This is a genomic window from Vibrio sp. 1402 (assembly GCF_033340275.1).
Map to the genome: position 1 here is coordinate 70,827 of NZ_JAWOWE010000007.1, position 19,438 is coordinate 90,264.

At 43.0% G+C, this 19,438-nt stretch carries 14 protein-coding genes and 6 tRNA genes; 8 read left to right on the plus strand and 12 right to left on the minus strand.

What is annotated here, in order from left to right:
* Nucleotides 1–297 precede the first annotated feature (297 nt).
* A complete protein-coding gene (locus R7044_RS14800; RefSeq protein WP_225455651.1) occupies nt 298–1,338 on the plus strand; it encodes a GGDEF domain-containing protein in 1,041 nt (346 codons plus the stop codon).
* 235 nt (nt 1,339–1,573) lie between these two features.
* A complete protein-coding gene (locus tag R7044_RS14805) occupies nt 1,574–2,566 on the plus strand; it encodes an LLM class flavin-dependent oxidoreductase (RefSeq protein ID WP_005376038.1) in 993 nt (330 codons plus the stop codon).
* A 5-nt stretch (nt 2,567–2,571) separates the two neighbouring features.
* Here the strand turns inward: R7044_RS14805 and R7044_RS14810 are convergent.
* Together R7044_RS14810 and R7044_RS14815 are read right to left on the minus strand one after the other, a co-directional pair.
* Nucleotides 2,572–2,645 (minus strand) — tRNA-Cys (locus R7044_RS14810).
* Between the two features lie 36 nt (nt 2,646–2,681).
* Nucleotides 2,682–2,768 (minus strand) — tRNA-Leu (locus R7044_RS14815).
* Between the two features lie 301 nt (nt 2,769–3,069).
* Here R7044_RS14815 and R7044_RS14820 point away from each other — a divergent pair.
* Both R7044_RS14820 and R7044_RS14825 read left to right on the plus strand, forming a co-directional pair.
* Entirely contained in the window at nt 3,070–3,999 is a 930-nt protein-coding gene (locus R7044_RS14820; RefSeq protein ID WP_064376958.1) for a CHAD domain-containing protein, read from the plus strand.
* A gap of 69 nt (nt 4,000–4,068) precedes the next feature.
* A complete protein-coding gene (locus tag R7044_RS14825; protein WP_005375991.1) occupies nt 4,069–4,857 on the plus strand; it encodes a lipase family protein in 789 nt (262 codons plus the stop codon).
* A gap of 74 nt (nt 4,858–4,931) precedes the next feature.
* On the opposite strand, the gene R7044_RS14830 is transcribed toward R7044_RS14825, so the two are convergent.
* From R7044_RS14830 to R7044_RS14845, 4 genes are all read right to left on the minus strand, one after another.
* Nucleotides 4,932–5,186, minus strand: coding sequence for a hypothetical protein (locus tag R7044_RS14830; RefSeq protein WP_005375990.1), 255 nt, complete (start codon nt 5,184–5,186; stop codon nt 4,932–4,934).
* Between the two features lie 130 nt (nt 5,187–5,316).
* Nucleotides 5,317–6,840 (minus strand): alpha-amylase, encoded by a 1,524-nt coding sequence (gene amyS, locus R7044_RS14835; RefSeq protein WP_115386660.1) that lies wholly within the window; start codon nt 6,838–6,840, stop codon nt 5,317–5,319.
* A 306-nt stretch (nt 6,841–7,146) separates the two neighbouring features.
* Nucleotides 7,147–7,220, minus strand: a tRNA-Cys gene (locus R7044_RS14840).
* Nucleotides 7,221–7,256: 36 nt separating this feature from the next.
* Nucleotides 7,257–7,343 (minus strand) — tRNA-Leu (locus R7044_RS14845).
* A gap of 550 nt (nt 7,344–7,893) precedes the next feature.
* Between R7044_RS14845 and R7044_RS14850 the strand changes: the two genes are divergently transcribed.
* The 4 genes from R7044_RS14850 (at nt 7,894) to R7044_RS14865 (ending at nt 12,304) form a co-directional block, all read left to right on the plus strand.
* Nucleotides 7,894–9,525: a methyl-accepting chemotaxis protein gene (locus tag R7044_RS14850; protein WP_005375988.1), complete on the plus strand. Its 1,632-nt coding sequence runs from the start codon at nt 7,894–7,896 to the stop codon at nt 9,523–9,525.
* Between the two features lie 201 nt (nt 9,526–9,726).
* Entirely contained in the window at nt 9,727–10,956 is a 1,230-nt protein-coding gene (gene alr / locus R7044_RS14855) for an alanine racemase (RefSeq protein ID WP_225455652.1), read from the plus strand.
* Between the two features lie 311 nt (nt 10,957–11,267).
* Nucleotides 11,268–11,999: an AzlC family ABC transporter permease gene (locus tag R7044_RS14860; protein WP_017820197.1), complete on the plus strand. Its 732-nt coding sequence runs from the start codon at nt 11,268–11,270 to the stop codon at nt 11,997–11,999.
* Nucleotides 11,996–12,304 (plus strand): AzlD family protein, encoded by a 309-nt coding sequence (locus R7044_RS14865; RefSeq protein WP_017820198.1) that lies wholly within the window; start codon nt 11,996–11,998, stop codon nt 12,302–12,304. The genes R7044_RS14860 and R7044_RS14865 overlap by 4 nt, the downstream gene beginning before the upstream one ends.
* A 140-nt stretch (nt 12,305–12,444) precedes the next feature.
* On the opposite strand, the gene dld is transcribed toward R7044_RS14865, so the two are convergent.
* The 6 genes from dld to R7044_RS14895 all read right to left on the minus strand — a co-directional run bounded on the left by dld (nt 12,445) and on the right by R7044_RS14895 (nt 19,192).
* Complete coding sequence (gene dld, locus R7044_RS14870; RefSeq protein ID WP_053303669.1) at nt 12,445–14,151, minus strand: D-lactate dehydrogenase; 1,707 nt, start codon at nt 14,149–14,151, stop codon at nt 12,445–12,447.
* A 382-nt stretch (nt 14,152–14,533) separates the two neighbouring features.
* Nucleotides 14,534–15,436 (minus strand): LysR family transcriptional regulator, encoded by a 903-nt coding sequence (locus R7044_RS14875; protein ID WP_017633645.1) that lies wholly within the window; start codon nt 15,434–15,436, stop codon nt 14,534–14,536.
* Between the two features lie 239 nt (nt 15,437–15,675).
* Nucleotides 15,676–15,751, minus strand: a tRNA-Gly gene (locus R7044_RS14880).
* A 37-nt stretch (nt 15,752–15,788) separates the two neighbouring features.
* A tRNA-Cys gene (locus R7044_RS14885) sits at nt 15,789–15,862 on the minus strand.
* 204 nt (nt 15,863–16,066) lie between these two features.
* A complete protein-coding gene (gene viaA / locus R7044_RS14890; RefSeq protein ID WP_225455653.1) occupies nt 16,067–17,521 on the minus strand; it encodes an ATPase RavA stimulator ViaA in 1,455 nt (484 codons plus the stop codon).
* Between the two features lie 9 nt (nt 17,522–17,530).
* The gene (locus tag R7044_RS14895) at nt 17,531–19,192 is read right to left on the minus strand and encodes an ATPase RavA domain-containing protein (RefSeq protein WP_005375980.1); all 1,662 of its coding nucleotides are present in this window, start codon (nt 19,190–19,192) and stop codon (nt 17,531–17,533) included.
* Nucleotides 19,193–19,438: the final 246 nt, after the last annotated feature.

Below are 19,438 nucleotides of genomic sequence, written 5' to 3' on the forward strand. Positions count from 1 at the left end.
ATGCATCGTTCGTTAAACCACTATTTAGCATCACTATTCAGTCTAAGCGTAATACTATGTATCAGCGTTATAGTATACATAAGCTTCATAAAAATAGAAGATTATAAAGCCAAGAAACAATTAAACCAAATAATGGACATACAAATATCATTAGAGTCATTAAGTAGTTATCTTTGGGCTTACACTCAAAATAGGGGAAAAAACAATTTCACACAATTCATGATTTCTCATAACAAATTAAACGAATTATTATCTCAAAATGAAGATGTTTTATACCTTACTAAAGACCTAAAAAAAATGAATCTCGAACTGTATTTTTTAGTTCAATACGAAAATAATCATTTACTAGACAAAGATCGCCATTATGATTCAGTCGTAAATTATAATAAATCAAATCCTGTCATACAATCCAGAATAAACATTGTATCCCAGGATATGAATAATGAAATAATATATATTTATAAAAAAATACTTAATAATAAGTCTACAAAACTACAAAATTTAAATTATTACACTCAAGCAGGTATTATTTTTATCTCTCTGGTTGTTATGCTATTATGCTTTTATATAAAAATAAAGTTCAAGAGAAGCTTTCAAAGGTTTATAAATGGAATAAAACAATTAAGCAGGTCAAATTTTGACTATAAAATCCCTTCAGAAAATCAATTCACGGAATTTGAAAATCTGTCTTGTTACTTCAATAAAATGGCGGCATTGTTAAACCACACAACAATATCAAAATCAAAACTTAAAGAAGAAGTAGAGAATCAAACTTCAGTTCTAAATCGTCAAAAAGAAAGTTTGGTATTTTTGTCTGAGCACGACTCCTTAACTAATATCTACAATCGTCGAGCAATAGAAAAACATTTGATCCAGCTTACGCGTAATTTCAGAGGCAGTGAGAATAGTTTTAGTTTGTTTTTTATAGATTTAAATTTATTTAAGGATATTAACGATAGCCATGGCCATGAGGCAGGTGATGCAGTGTTAAAATCTGTAGCTAGTAGATTATCAAGTATTATCGACGAATCAGACATGGTAGGCCGCTTTGGTGGAGATGAATTTATTATTATTCATCGTTCACACACAACAGGTACGTCTCTGTCTGCATGTGCACTACGCTATATCCAAGAAATAGAAAAAGTAATTCATTTTAAAGGTAAAGAGTTATGCGTCGGAGCTAGCATTGGTATTGCACTCTATCCTGAGCATGGGTCGAATGTACATGAATTATTAACAGCGGCAGACAAGTCTATGTATCAGTCAAAACGTTCTAAAGCTAGCTCGTTCACTATTGTCGACAACAGCAGTTCGCTGTTAAAGAGGCCTATGTTTTAATCTAAAGTAGCTGTGGAAACGTTCTACATGCGAATATTCAACGACATCGACCACTGTGGCCACTTACAGTAATAAAGCCGCTTTTATCACATAGCAAAAGCTAAACTCGTAAGCTAAACGCTCTCCAGGCATTGAAGAAAAATAATCCATTGTGAATGGTTAATCCTCCCCTTTTAAACGTCAACTTTCACCACCATATGATAGTTAAGATTCATTAACAGGCTATAACTATCCTATGTCTTTTCCTCGTTTATCTGTTCTGGATTTGGCACCCGTGTCCGACGGAACAAACTTCACCGAAACGTTCGAGCGCTCCGTTGAATTAGCTCAATCAATCGAGTCCTGGGGCTATCATCGGTTTTGGATGGCTGAACACCATAACATGCCCGACATCGCCAGTGCCGCAACCAGTGTATTACTCAGTCATATTGGAGCGCACACGAACTCGATCCGTTTAGGATCTGGTGGAATCATGTTACCTAACCATGCACCACTAGTTATTGCAGAGCAATTCGGAACGTTAGAGGCATTATACCCTGGTCGTATTGACCTCGGATTAGGACGCGCACCAGGCACCGACTACCAAACAATGCATGCATTAAGGCGGGAACCAGAGCATATGGATCCTGACTTTGAAGAGCTGTTGGAGGAACTTAATTTCTTTCTTGGTCCCGTATCTCGAAATCAACCAGTCGCGGCTTATCCAGGTAACAACACATCTCTGCCGATTTGGCTTCTGGGGTCGAGTACATACAGCGCACGTTTAGCAGCTAAGAGAGGCTTACCTTTCGCATTTGCTGCACACTTTGCTCCAGATGCAATGTCTCGTGCTCTAAACTTTTATCGAGATGAGTTTGTCCCATCCGAGCATTTAGCTCAACCCTATGTGATGATTTGTGCCAACGTTATCGTAGCGGATACTCAGTCACATGCAGATTTTCTCGCGACAACAGAGAAGCAAAAATTCTTAAAAATGATTCGCGGCAATCGCGAAAAACTTCGCGCACCAGTGAAAAGTATGGCACCACTATGGTCAGCACAGGAAAAGCTTCACGTTGAAACTCAATTACGTGAATCTATCCATGGTGATCAAACATATGTAAGACAGAAAATTGAGAAACTTTTGGAACGCACTGGGGCAGATGAAATTATGGTAAACACGATGGTGTTTGAACAATCTGAGAAGTTGAGATCCTACAGGTTACTATCGGAACTCATGGACAAGTAAAAGAATGGAGGCGCCTCCCGGAGTCGAACCGAGGTCCACGGATTTGCAATCCGCTGCATAGCCACTCTGCCAAGGCGCCTTTCTGATTTTATATCTCTGTCACCAAAGATTTTGATGGTGCCCCGGGCCGGACTTGAACCGGCACAGCGCGAACGCCGAGGGATTTTAAATCCCTTGTGTCTACCAATTCCACCACCAGGGCAACGCAATCATGCGATGGGTTAGACACCATCTGTCTCTGCGGCCTTTGCCGTGAGAACGAGGCGTACTTTAACGGATTAATTTATCTGGTCAACAAAAAATTAGTCTCTTTTATTCAAATGGTTAAAAAGCCAACTCAAACGAACAAAGGGCGATCATTTTGCTCACAAGAACATCAGCATGCTTTGCTCTCGTTTACTTTGCTTCATCACTTCATGTCAATGAGGAATCGACAAGTCACACAAATTGGCAGTATGGGTATAAACTTAACTCGTACTGCAGGGGACAAATAAGCGCTCATCATGTTTCGAAAGTCATCATTTCAATTACCGCTACATACTGATTCCGAACTCGACTTCGTAGTGTCCCACTTCTTACTTACTGAATTTGATTATGCACGCTCTCTGGAACAGGGGATCGTCCATGACTTGGACCCTGAATATACACACCAGTATCGCGTCACACTAAGGCGCATACGCTCACTATGCTCACTACTTCGCGAACTGATCCCTCCTTTTGAACAGCGTATTTTGAAACCTCATTTAAGAATAATGATGAAGAAAACAAATAAGCTGCGTGATTTGGACGTATTTATCTTGGACAAAAACCAATACATTGAAATGCTCCCAAATCACAAATCGTCTCTTGAGCAGCTTTTTGGCTTTATCGAAGCCGAACGTGCTTACGAACAGGCAAGAGTTACGCGTTGGCTAGCTACAAAAGAATACACAACGCACTGCACTTTGGTCAGGAATAGTCTGCTGCGAAGTACGCAACACGAACGAGTGGATAGCAACGTACCTGCGTTACTCTTCGCAAGCCAAAAAATCTCCGATCAATTTAAAAAAGTTGATAAAGCACGACGCAAGATCTCGGACAAAAGTCGTGACAGCGTGATTCATTCGATGCGGATAAAGTGCAAAGCGCTGCGTTATCTGTTAGAAGGATTTTCCACGCTCTATCCTTCCCAACAGCACAAAAACAACGTGAAACAACTAAAACTATTGCAAGACAAGCTCGGTGACTTTAACGACACTTCAAGTCAAATTGAATTTTTCGCACAACTCAAAGAAACAGCAAATCTTGATAAACAAGATCGTAAGGCTTTGAAAAAGCTAATTAACGTGCTTAGCGAACATCATGCACTCTCTCGCCAAACCATCTTGACGCATTTAAGCCAGTTTGAGTCTTTCATTCGCGATACCAATACACAGAATCTCTACCGACCCTAAATCAAGGTTCACGTATTTTTAATATTCATTAATTACAGTCAAACGTTAGGCTCCACTAAGAAAGTTAACGTGAAACCATTAAAACGATACCAATACGAGCGCTATGCGGTGCTTTGTAATCTCGCCTACCCTCGCGTCTTCAGGCAAACTCAATACGGGTTCGATCCTAATGGGCAACGAGTCATTAGAAATGAACACGGTAAGATTATGATTCGCGTGCTCTGGAGTAAAAAACAGAGTGAAGTGGTCGTAGTGATTAAAGGCTCACACAGTATCAGTGATTGGTTGTTGAACTTCGCGATGTGGACGAGAAGCTGTCGAAGGTTGGGACTAAACTATCGCATTCACGCGGGTTTCTATCATCTGTTGTTCCAAGAAAGTTTACCGAGCCGAAATGAAGATCGGTTAGGGTTGACCGTGATCGAACGCCTCGAAGGTATCGTTGTACCACTTATTCTCAGGGGGAAAAGAATCACTATTACTGGCCACTCTTCAGGTGGCGCGATTGGCAGTGTTTTTGCTGACTATATTGAGAAAAAATACCCAAAAAGCATTAAACGCGTGGTCACTTTCGGACAGCCCGCTGTCGGGGATTGGACGTTTAAGAAACGCTACCGTTTGGGGCACAAAACATACAGGATTTGTTGCGACATCGACATCGTGACCTTTATGCCGCCCGTACCTTTTTTGTATTGGCATGTAGGCAAAATGCTATGGTTATATAACGGGAGAATATACGAGAACACCCCAACGCTCATACGGCTTGGGCGCTCCTTATTTAGTTGGCTAATGCGACCGTTCTCTTATCACTTTATGAGTAAATACATTCGCGACAAAGACTTTTTTGATGAACGCTGAGTTAAACATCCGAAAGGTATGACGTACAGACACGAAAAAGCCGGACTTCGCCGGCTTTACGATTAAGTGGTGATCTACAGAGAGGCAATTTCTTTTTCAAGTTGATATTTGTTATCTGTGACAATTCGCTCTAACACTTCAACACGTCGCTTCAAGTCACCAATTTGCTTGTTAAGGTTATCTTGTTCTTCTCGGCTCATCGTATTACGTTCAGATATCTCCAACGCTCTTACTTCTTTACGATGGTTCAAGATTAACTTTATTATCCCGCCCCCAAATATGGCACCGAACACAATAGCCACAACCAATACATCAGCAATAGATTCCATTCTTTATCTTCCTCTAGATTATGCTCAAATATAAGTTACTCATTTGTTGAATGAATATCAAATAACACATTGATTCATTGAAAAGTTTTATCAAGAATTGCCTACTCTGTATCAAAATCACAGGAATGGATTATTCAACGCCAACCCAAACCGAGACAGATCCGCCGTTTACTGGGAACTCAGCCCAACCATTCGCATCAGTCCAAACTTCTTCAGTTCGGATACCCAACTTGTCTACGTAGCGAGCACTTGGTTTACCCGTATACATCCACTTCGAGCCACCAGGTCCATCACTCATGATCACGGCCATTGAATGTGGATGATTTGCATCACCTTCTCGAGTCCAACCAATTACGTCCCAGTGGTCGAGATAAGAATGTTGTTTGCCATAGGCATAATCTTTACGCAGTGTTACTAGCTCTTTAATGTAAGGCACTTTGACCATATTGATGTCATGCCCTTTATCACTGTACTGCGCGCCGTAGTAATCTGCATAAAACACGGATGGATAACCTTCTTCACGCAATAAGATAAACGCGTAAGCGAGCGGCTTGAACCACCAATCAACGGTTGATTCCAACGCCTGCAAAGGCTGAGTGTCATGGTTTTCTACTAAGGTAACCGCTTTGACTGGATTGTCCTTCATCAGCGTACCATCCATGATTTGACGCATATCGTAGCTACCACCCGATTTAGACGCATTATAAAAGTTCATATGTAACGGTGCATCAAACAAAGACATGCTGCCAGAGGTTTTGGTGATAAAGTTATGCAGCTGATTCACATCGTAGTTCCAGTACTCTCCGACCGTGAATAGTTCTTTCCCTGTTTTCCAACGTAGGTGATCAATCCATTCTTGCAGGTATTGATATTTGATGTGCTTCACCGCGTCCATTCTAAACCCATCAACACCAGTCATGTTGATATACCACTCACCCCAGTCTTTAAGTTCTTTCTTAACTTCAGGGTGATCCATGTCTAGATCAGCGTACATAAGGTAATCGTAGTTGCCTTTTTCCGAGCTCACTTCCCAATCCCATGCCTTACCCTCACCTTTGAATTTGAAGATAGCTTTTTCTTCGCCAGCATCGTCCCAGTCCACGCCATCAAAGTGGTACCACGTCCAATGAAAGTTTGAGTACTTATCGTTGCGCCCAGGGAAATCAAACTCTACCCACGCTTCAATCCATTTATCACCAAGTTCAATATTTCGGTTGTTCCAATCGACTCGCTTGGTGTCGACCCAGGATTTACCATCCGCACCGCCGCGATGGTTGAACACCACATCGCCATAAATCTGGATATTGTTTTTATGGGCAGTATTGATGGCGCTTAGGTACTGATCTTTGGTGCCATACTTGGTGCGCACCGAACCTTTTTGATCAAACTCTCCCAAATCATACATATCATAAACGCCATAACCGACGTCGTTGCTACCACCAGCACCTTTATAGGCGGGCGGTAACCATAACGCAGTAAAGCCGTTGCCAGATAGTGCCGAAGCGTTGTTTTCAACTTGTGTCCAGAGCGCACCGTCATTTGGCACATACCAATGGAAATACTGCATCATGGTGCCATTTTGTGCCGCCATTACAGGCGAACTGAGCAGCAAAGTTAAGGGTAAAAGTGTAGGTTTAAGGTTGAATGTTTTCATTATTTTTCTCTCACGTTAAGGACTAGAATCCTCCTTTCTGCATATACGCACCAAGCGATACTAACTATGACGCTAGCTAGGTTGCTGCCTGTAATACAAAAAGTTCGGATTACAATCGAAGAGAAACTATCACCAATCACACTATACAATTATTGAGTTGTCTAACATTTATAAAGTCAATGATTAGCGCATTAAAAATATTGAATGGTGATCAAAACATGGGAGGCTTTAGGAAAGCGCGAGGGTTACGAAAAGGCGGACTAAAAACGAAAAAAGCCAGTCATTTAAGACTGGCTTTCGAAATAGTGGAGGCGCCTCCCGGAGTCGAACCGAGGTCCACGGATTTGCAATCCGCTGCATAGCCACTCTGCCAAGGCGCCTTTCTGATTTTATATCTCTGTCACCAAAGATTTTGATGGTGCCCCGGGCCGGACTTGAACCGGCACAGCGCGAACGCCGAGGGATTTTAAATCCCTTGTGTCTACCAATTCCACCACCAGGGCAACGCAATCATGCGATGGGTTAGACACCATCTGTCTCAGCGACCTTTGCCGTGAGAACGAGGCGTACTTTAACGGATTAATTTATCTGGTCAACAATAAATTTTATCTTTTTGATTTAAGTGCTTAAAAAGCGATCTGCCTAGTACATTTGGCATTCAATTAGACCAATAAGCACCCGTTCCCTTTCATTGGCTATTAAGTCATACGCATACTAGTGCCCGTAACTGCTTCGAGGTAAACACGCGACTATCACGTTATGAACGCTGATCTTTTCACCGCTGTAACATCTGTAACAATTTGATTCCCTGCTCTTGGCACGACTGCGTACAGAACATCATATTTTGTTACCGATAACTTTATATCGAATGTGGTCGTACCTTTATAAAATCATTGACTTTTTTTATTTTCAAACAAAGCTCAATTCATTATCGAAAATATCAATAAATAATGGTACGTTACACGAGTTGCAGTAATTTAATGGACATATATCACATATAAGGATGTGGTTTACTTTGGCGACACAACATAAGAAAAACAAGGTATATCACTAATGTCTATCAAGAATCTTTCTATAGCGAAAAAGATATCGCTATCGTTTTTACTCATTGCCATCGTCAACATTGCATTTGGCGTGTTTTTATCTACAGAGCTCAAAAGCATCAAATCTGAGCTTTTAAACTATACCGACGATACGCTTCCTGCAATGGAAAGGGTCGATTCGATTCGAGATCACTTGTCTCGCTGGCGCCGAGCTCAATTTGCTGCGTACACTTATGAAGACGCAGACCAAGTCAAAACTAAAATTTCTAACAATATTAGAGAACGCGAAAAGATCACTAGAGAGCTCAACGCTTACGGTGAAACTATCTGGCCTGGCGAAGAGCAGCAAACTTACCAGCGTCTTATGCGTCAGTGGAAAAAGTACTTGGTTACTATGGACCAGTACAATGAAGCGATGCTAGCTAACGACAAAAGCAAGGCCCACCCTATTTTGGCGAACTCTTTGTCTGCTTTCGAAGCGGTTGACTCAGAGTTAGGCGAACTAATCCGTCTCCTTAAAGAAGCTATGGACAGCAACAAAACTCATATCCTGTCCTCTGTAAATGGATTGAGTAATTCTTCAATAGCAAGTAACGTGATTATTCTACTGATCATGGTAGGCATGACATACGTGCTGACTCGCCTAATTTGTGGCCCACTTAAACTTGTTGTTGAGCAAGCAAATGCCATCGCGACAGGTGATCTATCAAGTGACATTGACCGTAAAGCAATCGGCAATGACGAGCTTGGTGAACTGGCAGACGCGACCACTAAGATGCAAGATGACTTACGCCAAGTTATCGATAACGTGATTGCTGCAGTTACTCAGTTAAGCAGCGCTGTCGAAGAGATGAACCAAATCTCCGATATTTCTGCGTCTGGTATGAAAGATCAACAGCTGCAAATTACGCACATCGCAACAGCAATGACAGAAATGAAAGCGGCCGTAGCCGATGTTGCTCGTAACACTGAAGACTCAGCGAACCAAGCTAACGAAGCAAACCGACGCACACAACACGGTGTTCGTGAAACCCAAGGTATGGTTGACGCGATTCAAGAAGTTTCAAACGTAATTGGCGCTGCAGGCGATACCGTAGCAGAGCTTGAACAGCAATCGAATAAAATTAACGTGATCGTGGATGTTATCCGCGACATTGCCGATCAAACCAACCTACTTGCACTTAATGCAGCCATTGAAGCGGCGCGTGCTGGTGAGTCTGGTCGTGGCTTTGCCGTCGTTGCAGACGAAGTTCGAACTCTTGCCGGCCGTACGCAAGATTCAACGAGTGAAATCACTTCGATCATTGAGCAGCTACAATCACTTGCAAAAGACGCAAAATCAGCCACTGAACTTTCTAGAACCAGTATTTCAGAATGTGCAGAACAAGGCATTCAATCAAAACAGCTGATGAGCGACATTGAGCATTCGATTTCTGACATCTCAGACATGGGTACCCAAATCGCCACGGCTTGTAACCAGCAAGACTCTGTTGCGGAAGAGCTTAACCGCAGCATTGAAAACATACATTTGGCATCTCAAGAGGTCTCGCAAGGTTCGGAGCAAACCGCACAGGCGTGCCGCGAACTAAGCCAGCTATCCATTTCTCTTAAAGATGTAATGAGCCGCTTTAAACTGAGTTAAACTCAGTGGATACCTTAGTAGATATCAAATCAATCCCGATTTGCTTAAATTGAATGTCATCACTGAGGTATATTTAGGTATATATTAAATCACTATCTTAATAAACGCTCCAAAGCACCACTTGGAGCGTTTTACTTCGTCAGGTACTTTCCCCAAGTACTCAATAACATAACCAATACAAAAAACGCGTACGGAGACTTTATGCGCTTAAATAAAACCTTACTATCACTGACTATCGCTGCTGCAGTCGCGGTTCCTGTAATGCAAGCCACTGCCGCTCCTCTTCAAATTAGCAATACAGCAGCAAAAGCAGAGCAAGTTCAAGGTGCTAACGCTTGGCTAGAAATAAACTTAGGTCAGTTCCGCGATAATATTGAGCAGTTTAAATCGCACATGGATGGCAAAACGAAAATCTGCGCCGTGATGAAAGCCGACGCATACGGCAATGGTATCGCAGGCCTGATGCCGACTATTATCGAGCAACAAATTCCTTGCGTTGCCGTTGCAAGTAACGCCGAAGCACAAACTGTTCGCGACAGTGGCTTTAAAGGCCAACTTATGCGTGTACGCTCAGCGGATATTGGCGAGATTGAAGCCGTAATCGACCTAAATGTCGAAGAGTTGATAGGCACAGCAGAGCAAGCTAAAGCACTGTCTAAACTAGCCGAGAAAGCTGGTAAAGAAATCAAAGTTCACCTTGCTCTGAACGACGGTGGTATGGGACGTAATGGTGTTGATATGACGACAGAAGCAGGCAAGAAAGAAGCGCTAAAAATCGCTCAACAAGCTGGCGTAAATATTGTTGGTATCATGACTCATTTCCCTAACTACAATGCAGACGACGTGCGCCAAAAGTTAGCTTCATTCAAAGACAGTTCTGCATGGCTGATTAAAGAAGCGAATCTAAAACGCGACAACATTTTACTGCACGTAGCAAACTCTTACACCGCGCTTAATGTTCCTGAGGCGCAGCTTGATATGGTTCGTCCTGGTGGCGTTTTATACGGAGACTTACCAACTAACCCTGAGTACCCTTCTATCGTGTCTTTCAAAACACGCGTGGCATCCGTTCACCACCTGCCAAAAAATAGCACAGTCGGTTACGACAGCAGCTACACAACAAGCAAAGAAAGCTTAATGGCGAACATTCCTGTTGGTTACTCTGATGGTTATCCACGAAAAATGGGGAATACGGCAGAAGTTCTGATCAATGGCCAACGTGCAAAAGTTGCGGGCGTTGCTTCAATGAACACTACTATGGTAGATGTTACAGGTATCAAAGATGTTGAGCCTGGTTCTGAAGTTGTTTTGTTTGGCTCCCAACAAGGCAAAACGATTTCAGCTGCTGAGATGGAAAAACACGCAGAAGTCATCTTCCCTGAACTATACACGGTTTGGGGAAGCGCGAACCCTCGTGTCTACGTAAAATAAACCTATTCAGTTATTCGTAACAGAGCGAAAAAGCGAGCCTCGTGCTCGCTTTCTTTCTTATTTACTAATCTGTACTAGCTCGTGATGTTATCAATTAAACAGAGCTTACTATTTCTGTTGTTTTATTCTCCTTTAGCACTACCAAGCGCGACTCTCTACACTCTGTTTCTTAAAGCCGCTTGGATGGCTCAATTTTATATAGCACTTAGAGTTTGAAAGCCCCTCCAATTGATGTTAAACATGAAGTTTACAAAAGAATAACAAACACACTCGTATGGCACTGCCCCTTTGCCTGCTAGCTAGGTATCTCTATGACAGAAAATACTCAACATCTTCAACGCTCCTCCACTGAGTTGCACGAATTTAATCGGCTTGACGTCTGGAACGGCTTCACCCAACTTTTACCCCTCTCTATGTTCGTGGTCATATTTGGCCTCGCTTTCGGTGTTGCTGCGGTACAGACTGGACTAGATGTATTTCCCACTATGTTGATGAGCACACTGGTCTTCGCCGGTGCTTCACAATTTGCCACGTTAGAAATGTGGGGAGCAGAAGTCCCTCTCATTCCAGTTCTTATTACTGTATTTGCTATTAATGCTCGTCACCTCTTGATGGGAGCTACACTTTATCCATGGTTACGACAACTCCCACCAACAAAACGTTACGGTGTAATGCTGGTAGCATCAGACGCTAACTGGGCAATGGCACTCAATGCATTTGGTAGAAAAGAACCAGGCTTTGGCTTGCTTGTTGGTGGCGGCTTAGCGATGTGGTCTTTTTGGATTGTGGGCACCTGGATCGGCATTTATTTTGGTAGCGCAATCAAAGATCCGGTGGGCCTAGGGCTCGATATGGTTATGGGATGCTTCCTGCTGTCTATGGTGGTGGCCGGGCCGAAAGACTTAAGAATCTTTGCTATTTGGGCCATAGCAGCAGCCTCTTCTATGTTGGCGTATTGGTATTTGCCAGAGAATAGCCACGTAGTGGTTGGCGCCATTACTGGCGGAGTCTTGGGTGCTTGTTGGAAGGAGAAGAAAGCATGAACATCGAAACAACCTTAGGTGGCACACTGCTTATCATTATCGCTATGGCGTTAGTCACGCTCATAACCCGCTGGGGCGGAGTGTATGTTATGTCATTCATTCCAATTAGCGAACGGGTTCAACGTTTCATTACTGCGATGTCAGGCTCCGTATTGGTTGCCCTTTTAGCTCCGCTAGCAGTAGAGGGTGATAACGGTGCTAGAGCAGCACTGTTTTCTACTGCCGTTGTCATGTTCATCGTGAAAAAGCCTCTACCCGCAATCGCAGCAGGCATCATCGCCGCCGCTGCAGTACGTGCTCTTTAGTCGTTGTTTCAAAGCCGATACCAGTCATCAATAAAAGACCCAAAACACAAAGCCCTGATGTCACGAGTGTCATCAGGGCTTATCTTATGCTCATCATTTTAACGATGAACAACGATTATTAATCATGGTGAGACAGCACATCACGCACAGCAGTTACAATTGCGCTTATATTTGTCCATTTTACCAATACCAGGGTTAAAGGTATTGGTTGGGTCTAATTCGTGGTAAAACTTCTGCAACGAGTTTTCGGCTTCATACAAGTGACCCACGTTATGTTCTGCTGGGTATTTGGCACCACGGCTATTGAGGTGCTCTAGCATCAGCTTTTTCATCAACTTCGTGTCAGTCCCTTTTTTGAAAATGTAATCTTGATGGAAGACGTAACACATAAAGTGACCATAATAGAGCGCTTGAACAAGGTTCTTACTCACCTCTTCAGGCAAAGTTTCTAGCCACTCTTCATCATTACGTCGCAAAGCGATATCAAGTGCAACGATGTCTTCTACGTCTTTTCGGTGAATCGTCTCGTAACGAATTGCTGCTCCTGCTGCTGCAAAGCGATGTAAATAAGCTTTTTTACCCTCTTCCGGCGTACACTCGAAGAAATCACAGTCGTCTTCAACAGCCCAAACTTCTTTGAGGTATTTTTGTGCTTCAGCAATACCACCATCACTCATTTTCAATACCAGGTGATGCTCATACTTGTCACGGAAATCCAGCATTCGCTCTGGTAAGTGTTGTGGGAACAACTTGCTCGCGTAGTACAAAATGGTGTCTGGCAGATATTTACTGACAAACGGGATGCGCTCTAAGAAGTTTTCTACCTTAGCTTTAAGTGCGAACATTTTTGGCAGCTTATCTGTGCCTAACAAGTCGATGGATAAGAACACATCCTTGCCGTACTTCTCTGCCATGTTGAAGATATCTCGATGCAAGTATTCTCCCATCTCAGGCAAGTTATCAAACGTAGATAAGAAGTCTTTTCGCAACTTCGTTAGTTTCGCAGGGTCATTGGTGCCAAGGTAAAAAACCTGCTCTTTTTCGGGTACTGGGTAGCTGTCAACCCGAACGGCAAAAACACCCAACTTGCCAGCGCAGCCACTAGCTTCAAATAATCGGCGTTCATCGGCATTAAAGCGAGAAGGAATGTCAGAAGTCACGTCTCGAACACGTTCATCGTATTCTTTGTCTGACGCCATTCGCTCATCATGAATGATCTTCGCTGGGTCAAAGTTCCCTTCTTGCAGGTTTGTTAGAATTTCTTCTGGCGTTTCACCTAATCCTTCAATACCAAGGTGGTTCACCAAATGTAACTGGCCTTGCTTATCCACCTGCGCATAGATCGCCAGTTCCGTATAAGCAGGACCACGCTTAACTAGCGCACCGCCTGAGTTATTGGCGATACCACCGACCACAGTGGCACCTAGCGATGAAGAGCCGATGATAGAATGCGGTGCTCGGTTCACTGCCTTCAACTCTTTCTCCAAAGAGTGTAAGCTCGCACCAGGCAAGCAAACCGCCTGCTTACCACCATCTAATAAGTGAATCTTCTTGATTTTGGTAATATTGACCACAACCACATCGCGATCATAATCATTACCACTCGGAGCCGAGCCCTCTGTTAAACCTGTTTTAGCCGCCTGCATGATAATGATGCAGTTTGCTTCAACACACTGTTTAATAATCTTCCATTGTTCTAGAAGAGTGTTAGGAAACACGATAGCAAGCGCATTACCACTACCCGAACGAAACCCCGAGCGGTAATATTTCGTTTTAACCTCGTCGGTTAGAACATTTTCTTCCCCCACGATGGTTTTAAATTCTTCAATCAGCTGCTTTTGTTTCATATCCGTATCTCTAGTTATTGTACTTCGCTCACAACACCGCTTAGCGGCAGGCATGGCGTTTGAGCCACTATAAGCAGTCCATTTCTCTGCGTCTATGTCAGGCGGACGAACAATACGTAATCAATAAACAACAAACAAAATAATTCTTTATTTTTCTGTTACTTATCTTTCACATTTGAGAAATTTAACGTAAGAAACAGACCGTTTCTTAAAAGAAACAATAGCAAAACCATTTGTTAACAGTTGTGCGGGGTATCTTGTTATCAATATTAGTGAAGAAAACGAGGAGAAGCGTAAGCTCCTAAATTTAAGAGGACTCTTAGAAATGAAGATGGAAACATAAGCTCAACACCAACATAACGATCGGTGTTGAGTTATTGGCTTAAAATCGATGGTTTTGACTTTGAAAGCTTGTGTATAGATGATCGATAAAGATCTTAATTTTTTCTGGTTGCTGACGAGTGTAAGGGTACACCGCATAAATACCCAAACATTTGGCTGTTTCGTCTTTAAATAACTGAATCAGACTGCCTTGCTTTAAGTCTTCATAAACCAATACACGCGGCACATAGATGATTCCCTGCCCTAACAGCGCCACATTTCTCAATACAGAAGAATTGTTAGTACAGAGGTTACCGTCGACGGTGATTTGATATACCTCGTCTCCATCTTTAAACGCCCACTCATGCGCTCCGGTTTCTTGGTAGGAATAGACTAAACAATTGTGTTTAGCCAAGGCTTGAGGTTGTTTAGGTATGCCATGTTTAGCTAGGTATTGGGGTGACGCGCAAATGATCCAATTTGCATCCACCAGCTTTCTTGCAATCAGACTAGAATCTGGCAACACACCCGTTCTAATTGCCAAATCAAAACGTTCATTCACGATATCGACGAAACGATTATCTAGATCCATATCGATATTGATGTCTGGGTATTTCTGATTAAATTCATTAATCACTTGAGGAAGAATTAATTCACCAGAGATAGTAGGCACCGAAATTTTAATGTTTCCAGATAAGTTTTTACCTAAACCCACAATGGATTCTTCCGCCGTTGCCACCGCTTGATAAACCGCTTTTGCATGAGTAAAAAACGCTCGTCCTGCTTCAGTCAACGTTAGCGTTCGCGTTGTTCGGTAGAGAAGCTGTACACCAAGCTCTTGTTCAAGCTTGGCAATCCGTTTACTGACGACCGATTTGGTCAGTGACATATGTCTCGCGGCAGCACTGAATGAACCTTGCTCGATCAAGTGATAAAAAATGATGTAATCGTCGGTATTTCTCATGCGTCTTCGTCAAATCCTTTGGAAGCCCGTATTGTAAACTGAAATTGGCTGAGGTGCGAAACATCGGGTCACACTTAATATCAGAAACTCGTGACAGAGATGGGGTTGCTAAGCTCACAGGTAATGAAAAAGAGATGGTGTGAATTTATCAGTCTTCAGATACAAAAAAACCAGCTTTCGCTGGTTTTAAGTTGATGCACTTGGCATCGAGATACCGCCATGGCCATATCTGAATAATTTGGAGCGACACACGAGGTTCGAACTCGTGACCTCAACCTTGGCAAGGTTGCGCTCTACCAACTGAGCTAGTGTCGCATTTATTCTCGAAAGCCATTCACTCTCAAAAGAATAATGGAGGCGCCTCCCGGAGTCGAACCGAGGTCCACGGATTTGCAATCCGCTGCATAGCCACTCTGCCAAGGCGCCTTTTTATTACGCTTCAGGGCTCTACCCCGTTGCGTTGGTGGCTACTTTACGGATTGAGAGAAGATAGTCAAACAAAAACATTTCATTTTCTGTTCGTTTGATTTCTTTTAAGTCAATTCGACCAAAGTTCGATCTTATTGGCTTAAAACGAAGCAATATAAATCTCGCTTTCAGTTCGTTTTGTCCCATGAAACATTAAGGCGTTTAATAGTTGCTGACCCTTTTTAGCAATCTTCCCACAACATTAGGGTGATAAGACCAAGTGTGATCAAACATCGACATTAATGCAGGATTTCCGTATTTCGATAAGCTAATCGCGTGAAAACGGTTTTTCTTCGCTTTGAGCGCATCCACTTTGGCCAGTAACTCGTCTTGTTGTTTTGGCGCGATAAAGTCGGAAATGACTACCATGTCTGCGTTTTTATATTTATCACCGCTCATCAAGTCGATAGATTTAATCAAAGTTGGCTCTAAGTCTGTACCACCATGGAAGCTATAAGTTAGAAAGTCCGCCGCCTCGCGCAGACCATCTTGTTTGGTTAGTTCGTAGGTAATGTGTTCCGTAGAAAAAATAATGACATAGCAATCACGTTGCTCCGCTAGTGCGATTTGCATCAGAGCATAAGCCATGGCTTTGGCGCATTGCTCAGGAAAGCCACTCATGGAACCGGACGCGTCCACACAAACAATGAAGGGGCCTTTTTCGATATCTACCGCTTTATGGTCAGGTCGGTGAGCTTTAACTTTACGTAACGTGCGCGATTTGCCTTGTGTACGATAGTTCATGAGCCGTTTATCAACTAAGTGTTTATAGAACACAACTTCAAGTTCAGGATACGCCAAAAACATCGTTTCGTTGGGAAGTAGCTTATTTAGATCATCGCTTTCGTGAATACCGATAATATCATCCGTCGCCTCATCACTTTTCTCTTCGACCAATTGAAGTTCTTCAGTGGGCGCACGATTTAGTTCAGGATCATTTACTTGCCCCGCCATACGACCGAGTTGCTCCGCAATTTCTTGCAAGCCTTGGTGCTTCTTCAGAAACTCAGCATGGCGTTTCATCACCGTTAAGTCTGTTTTACTCAACTTGGCAGATGCCATATCCCACAGGCGCCCTACACTTTCAGCGTCACCCGACTCCGTGACTTTATCCATATTACGCATGGTTTCCATACGTTGATACAGGTCATTCAGCACCTTTTCTTTATTGGCTTCAAGCTCGCTTACTTGCGCTTGTTTTATAGCATCGGTGAGGCTTTTGTACCATTGATCACAAAAGTAATGAGGGAACATAGGGTTATTCATCCCTTTGTTCTTTTCCATCATTCGGCGAGCTTGCATGTAAAACGCAGAGTGCCATTCCAGCTTTTTAATCACATCTTCGATGTTTTCAAAAAACGCCTCTTCATCCCAATGAATAACCTCTTGATATAAAGACAGCTCTTGTTGGAAACGCTCTGTCTCACATACCTTGGTGATCCGTTTTTTGACGCTGCCTCGCCACTTTAACAAGTGACCTTTGACCGAAGATTTAACACCTCGGTTTTCTGCCATCATCATGACTTGTGAACGAGCCATCAAATCATTAACTGCGCTATCGATGATGCCGGAGTCGGCCACCATCAGCGCGAGGTTAAGTCCGTCTGCACCTAGCATGTCGTCTCCTTATGAGAAAAACTGATTTAAGTTTTTAAAGCGTTGGATAACTTTTTCACTTTCTGCTTGGATTGATTCAAGTCTCTGACTGACCTGTTGTAGACTCGACTCCATAAGGCGGGGTAGTTCAGGATCAACAAAGCTATGCGGAAGCGCATCATGAAAGTTCGCTTTCACCTTGCGCATATGGTGTTCTGCCTCACTAAGCTGATTTACGGCTTTTTCGCTCTGCGTTAACCACTTTTGGTAAAGCTCTACATCCAAGCCTTCTTGAGTCACTAGGCTAACCAAAATGCCTCGGTTCGCGATATCACGGATAACTAGGTTATTCGCCGCGTCAACATCAAATCGTAAACGGCACATGTTGGTGTTTTGATTGACGTAACCATACACATCACCGCTTCCCTCTTTAATGACTCGATCTAACTCATCTTTGGGTACATAAACCCAGCGGCTATCACCTTTTTCTGATTCTGAAACCGACATGTTGCTTTGCAAGACAACCAATTTAACTAAGTTAACGGCTGCGCCAACTTTGTACATCTTGGCTTTAGAGGTATCAAAGCGCATGGTTTCTTTACGCAAAATACCCGTGGCCGCTTCAGACGTTAACGTCATGCGGTAGGCATCTTCTAGTTCATGTTGGACATCAACCAAAGACTCACGGCAGTACTCGATTTCCTGCTCCGCGTCTTGTTGATCAAATGCATGTTTTAAGGCGAACTCTTGAACCACTTCACGTACCACATCTCGCGATTCAGGACTGTTCCATAAACAATCTTGCAGCAGTAAAAGGTCAAGCGGATTTATTTCATCGCGACCATTAAAAAACGCGCTCGCTTTTAACAACTTCACGGCTTTCTTCCAGCGGCGGTCAGAGACATACATATCGGTATTGGCCACATCACCAAACTGAGCTTCAACTTTGCTTTCTAACATCGTTTTAAGCTGGAAAAGCTTTTCGAATGCATTGTCGGTTAACGTCAATTTGTCGAGCTGTTGTTGCCATTGATGATATTCTTCATCAGTTATCGCTAGGCCTTCTGGTACTTGTGCCTCTTGCGATGTGCCCACAGTCAACATCGACTTAAAGTTTTGTTTATTCTGAATTCGATTCACAAACACACGCACCAACATGCGGTCGTAGAGCGCATCCAATCCACTATCTTCATCGGGTAATTCATTGGAAGCCGATACCAACAAGCGCATTGGCACACGCTCGATATCGCTGCCATTTTTGAATGTTTTCTCATTAACCACTGTCAGCAATGTATTAAGAATTGCAGGGCCCGCCTTCCAGATTTCATCCAAAAATACGACTTGTGCAGTTGGCAAATACCCTTTAGTTAAGCGAACATAACGGCCGTTGTCTTTTAGCTCTTGGATACTCAGTGGCCCAAACACCTCTTCAGGGGTTGAGAAGCGCGTCATCAGGTATTCGAAGTAACTGCTGTTATCGAACGCTTGGATGAGTCGTTTGGCAATTAAGCTTTTTGCAATACCAGGGGGACCTAAAAGAAAAACACTTTCACCAGCAAGTGCAGCAAGAAGGCAGAGCTTGATCGTATGTTCACGCTCATAAACGCCATCCGTTAACGCTTTCGCCAATTTATTGATGCGTTCTGAGAGAAGCGCTTTTTCGGCATTTGAGGTAAATAAGGTTTGTGTCATACGTTCTCCGGCTGCTGAAGTGGTATTGCGTTAACATTTTTATACACTTGTTATAACTTTGTTACAAATGTATTTTGTCGAATTCCCCTTATAGCAGATGCTTTTCCCCTTCTTGACGAAGCAATCAAAGTTTCCATTTATGAGACATTGCTCACTTAAAGTGCAAACGCTTTCGTCGTGTTGCAGTATTTTTTGCTTTTGTTTCCCACCATTTGTGGTTAATGTCGAAAAACGTCAAAAATGCGG